This is a genomic window from Pseudomonas sp. EB271-G4-1, assembly GCF_058791355.1.
On record NZ_JBYTEO010000130.1, the window covers coordinates 1 to 4,501 of the forward strand.

General features: G+C 62.7%; 2 protein-coding genes. One reads left to right on the forward strand and one right to left on the reverse strand.

Translation table 11 applies throughout. The annotated features are described in order from the left end of the window. Nucleotides 1-96: 96 nt before the first annotated feature. On the reverse strand, nt 97-1,170 hold the full coding sequence (gene rlmM / locus AC3WWR_RS30705) for a 23S rRNA (cytidine(2498)-2'-O)-methyltransferase RlmM (protein WP_033044623.1): 1,074 nt from the start codon (nt 1,168-1,170) through the stop codon (nt 97-99). Nucleotides 1,171-1,392: 222 nt separating this feature from the next. Here rlmM and acnA point away from each other — a divergent pair, with 222 nt between their 5' ends. Next, on the forward strand, nt 1,393-4,134 hold the full coding sequence (gene acnA / locus AC3WWR_RS30710; protein WP_492599318.1) for an aconitate hydratase AcnA: 2,742 nt from the start codon (nt 1,393-1,395) through the stop codon (nt 4,132-4,134). Nucleotides 4,135-4,501 lie beyond the last annotated feature (367 nt).

Below are 4,501 nucleotides of genomic sequence, written 5' to 3' on the forward strand. Positions count from 1 at the left end.
GCCGCCAACAGCAAGGGGGAGCAAGCTCCCCCTTCGGTTTTTACCGGACACTAGTGACGCGGAGCGTGGGAACGATCGGTACAGGGAGCCGGGTTGCTAGCGGGATTTCGGTTTCTTTACGTCCAGCCGGCGCAAATGGCAGGTCACTTCCTCACGGTCGTGGTACAGCTGCTTGCAGCCGATCTCCACGCGAATGCCCCGGGCCTTGAAACCCTCGGCAATACGCTCCAGCAAGCGCTTCACCTCGGCGTAACGCTGCTTCATCGGCAGCTTGAGGTTGACCACCGCCTCGCGGCAATGCCCCTCGCCGATCCACTCCTCGAGCATCGCCGCATTACGCGCCGGCTTCTCGACGATGTCGCAGACCATCCAGTCCACCGGCTGCTTGGGCTTGAAGGTGAAACCGTCGGCCATCAAATGCTGCACCAAGCCGGTGTCCATCAAGCTTTCAGCCATCGGGCCATTGTCGATGGCGGTCACCAGCATGCCGCGGTTGACCAGTTGCCAGGTCCAGCCGCCAGGCGCAGCACCCAGGTCGACCCCGGTCATGTCGCTGTGCAGGCGCTCGTCCCATTGGTCGCGCGGAATGAAGTGATGCCAGGCCTCTTCAAGCTTCAAGGTCGAACGGCTCGGCGCCTCGCGCGGGAATTTCAAACGCGGAATGCCCATCGGCCACATCGCCGAATTGTTCGACTCTGCCAGGCCGACGAACACTTCACGGCCGCTCTTGAACGTCAGCAACAAGCGCGGTTTGTTCGCATCGTCCACCAGCTTGCCGGCGCCAATCAGCGCCTTGCGCAACGGGCCTTCGAATTTCTTGCAGAAGTTCGACAGCTCCTTGCCATCATTGGTATCAACCACTTCCAGCCACAGGCTGCCGCAGGTCGGAAAATCCGCCAGGTGCGCGAGAATCACGCTGATGCGATCACTCTCCGGCAGGTCGATGAAAATCCCCCGGGCCCACTGGCGCGGGAAAATCAGGTTGGCAAAACGCTGCCCGCGCATCAGGCGCTCGGCGCCGTCTTCTTCGGTGCAGACAAACTCGGCGCAGGCGCTGGCGGTCTTGGCCTTGGCATAACCGGCCACGTTCAGTTGTGCGGCGAGGTCGGAAATCTCGGAACAGACTTCACCTTCGAAGCCCGGCCGGCAATGCATGAAAAGGGTGTTCATTCTTACTCCTGGGCAGAGGGCGAGACATTCAACCCCTGCGCGATGCCCAGACTTGCGCTAACGCAATGTCTGTCACGAAAACCGGCGCATGATAGCCGACTTCGGAACCTCGGACTTGCCCATAGAGTCCAGTTATTAGCCAGCAACTTCAAACAGGGCTAGGTTTAATGCTCTGCCCGTCCCCTCAGTCCGCCACCGTGCGGACTCAAAGGAGTGATCGTAATGCCGTCCCTCGATAGCCTGAACACCCTTAAAACCCTGCAAGTCGACGACAAGCTCTATCACTATTACAGCCTGCCGGAGGCCGCCAGAAGCCTCGGCGACCTGGACGCGCTGCCCATGTCGCTCAAAGTGCTGCTGGAAAACCTGCTGCGCTGGGAAGACGCCAAGACCGTCACCGGCGCCGACCTCAAGGCCATCGCCGCCTGGCTCAAGGAGCGCCGCTCCGACCGCGAAATCCAGTACCGGCCGGCCCGGGTGCTGATGCAAGACTTCACCGGCGTGCCCGCCGTGGTCGACCTGGCCGCCATGCGCGCGGCGATGGCCAAGGCCGGCGGCGACCCTCAGCGGATCAACCCGCTGTCGCCGGTGGACCTGGTGATCGACCACTCGGTGATGGTCGACAAGTTCGCCACCAGCAGCGCCTTCGAACAGAACGTCGACATCGAAATGCAGCGCAACGGCGAGCGTTACGCCTTCCTGCGCTGGGGCCAGAGCGCCTTCGACAACTTCAGCGTGGTGCCGCCGGGCACCGGCATCTGCCACCAGGTCAACCTCGAATACCTGGGCCGCACCGTCTGGACCAAGGACGAAGACGGCCGCACCTACGCCTTCCCCGACACCTTGGTCGGCACCGACTCCCACACCACCATGATCAACGGCCTCGGCGTACTCGGCTGGGGCGTCGGCGGCATCGAAGCCGAAGCGGCTATGCTCGGCCAACCGGTGTCGATGCTGATTCCCGAAGTGATCGGCTTCAAGCTCACCGGCAAACTCAAGGAAGGCATCACCGCCACCGACCTGGTGCTGACCGTCACCCAGATGCTGCGCAAGAAAGGCGTGGTCGGCAAATTCGTCGAGTTCTACGGCGACGGCCTGGCTGACCTGCCGCTGGCCGACCGCGCGACCATCGCCAACATGGCGCCGGAGTATGGCGCCACCTGCGGCTTCTTCCCGGTGGACGACGTCACCCTCAACTACCTGCGCCTGTCTGGCCGCCCCGACGCCACGGTGAAACTGGTCGAGGCCTACAGCAAGGTGCAAGGCCTGTGGCGCCAGCCAGGCCAGGAACCACAATTCACCGACAGCCTGGCCCTGGACATGACCAGCGTCGAAGCCAGCCTGGCCGGCCCCAAGCGCCCGCAAGACCGTGTGTCGCTGCCGAATGTGGCGCAAGCCTTCAGCGACTTCGTCGGCCTGCATCTCAAACCCACCAGCAAGGAAGAAGGCCGCCTGGAAAGCGAAGGCGGTGGCGGCGTAGCCGTGGGCAACGCGGACATGGCCGGTGAAGTGGACTACGAGTATGAAGGCCAGACCCTTCGCCTGAAAAACGGTGCGGTGGTGATCGCCGCTATCACCTCCTGCACCAACACCTCCAACCCGAGCGTGATGATGGCGGCCGGGCTGGTGGCGAAAAAAGCCGTGGAAAAAGGCCTGCGCCGCAAACCATGGGTAAAAAGCTCCCTGGCCCCGGGCTCGAAAGTGGTCACCGATTATTACAAGGCGGCCGGCTTGACGCAGTACCTCGACACCCTGGGTTTTGCCCTGGTCGGCTACGGCTGCACCACCTGCATCGGCAACTCCGGGCCGCTGGCGGAGCCCATCGAACAAGCCATCCAGAAGGCCGACCTGACCGTGGCCTCGGTGCTGTCGGGCAACCGCAACTTCGAGGGCCGGGTCCATCCGCTGGTGAAAACCAACTGGCTGGCCTCGCCGCCGCTGGTGGTCGCCTACGCCCTGGCCGGCACCGTGCGCATCGACCTCAGCCAAGAGCCCCTGGGCGAAGACCAGAACGGCAAGTTGGTGTACCTGCGCGACATCTGGCCCAGCAGCCAGGAAATCGCCGAAGCGGTCGAACAGGTCAACACCGCCATGTTCCACAAGGAATACGCCGAAGTATTCGCCGGCGACGAACAATGGCAAGCCATCGAAGTACCGCAAGCGGCCACCTACGTCTGGCAGGACGACTCGACCTACATCCAGCATCCGCCGTTCTTCGACGACATCGGCGGCCCGCCACCGGTGGTCAAGGACATCAGCGGCGCACGCATCCTCGCCCTGCTCGGCGACTCGGTGACCACCGACCACATCTCCCCCGCCGGCAACATCAAGGCCGACAGCCCGGCAGGCCACTACCTGCGCGAAAAAGGCGTGGAACCGCGCGACTTCAACTCCTACGGCTCACGCCGCGGCAACCACCAGGTGATGATGCGCGGCACCTTCGCCAACATCCGCATCCGCAACGAAATGCTCCACGGCGAGGAAGGCGGCAACACCTATTACATCCCCACTGGCGAGAAACTGCCGATTTACGACGCCGCCATGCGCTACCAAGCCTCCGGCACCCCGCTGGTGGTGATCGCCGGCCAGGAATACGGCACCGGCTCCAGCCGCGACTGGGCCGCCAAAGGCACTAACCTGCTGGGGATCAAGGCGGTCATCGCCGAAAGCTTCGAACGCATCCACCGCTCCAATTTGGTGGGCATGGGTGTGCTGCCGCTGCAGTTCAAGCTCGACCAGAACCGCAAGAGCCTGAACCTGACTGGCCGGGAAACCCTGGACATCCTGGGGCTGACGGGCGTTGAGCTGACACCACGGATGAATTTGACCCTGGTCATCACTCGGGAAAACGGTAGCCAGGAAAAAATCGAAGTGCTGTGTCGGATTGATACGCTGAATGAGGTGGAATACTTCAAGTCGGGGGGGATCTTGCATTACGTGTTGCGGCAGTTGATTGCGTCGTAATCGCGTGGCTATAGCTGTTGATGCTTCAGGTGCCGTTTCTTCGTTAGCGGCGCCTGACGCCCCCCCTACAACCTGCCCACCATGCGGAGCCAGGCTTGAAACGGCGAAGGAATGATCACAGCCAACCAATCTCCCGGCCCGACCCGAACAACTGTGGGAGCGAGCCTGCTCGCGAAGGCGGCCTGACAGCCAACCCATCTCCCGCGGCCCTACCCGATCAACTGTGGGAGCGAGCCTGCTCGCGAAGGCGGCCTGACAGCCAACCCATCTCCCGCAGCCCTACCCGATCAACTGTGGGAGATTCTATGGTTGAGGGGAAGCCCTCAACTGGTTTTCGGTTGGTATTCACTCTGCCCCTTCAGCAGGG

Excerpts from the sequence above, each read along its gene's own strand:
- acnA (WP_492599318.1), top strand. The coding sequence starts at position 1,393 with ATGCCGTCCCTCGATAGCCTGAACACCCTTAAAACCCTGCAAGTCGAC.
- rlmM (WP_033044623.1), bottom strand. The coding sequence starts at position 1,170 with ATGAACACCCTTTTCATGCATTGCCGGCCGGGCTTCGAAGGTGAAGTC.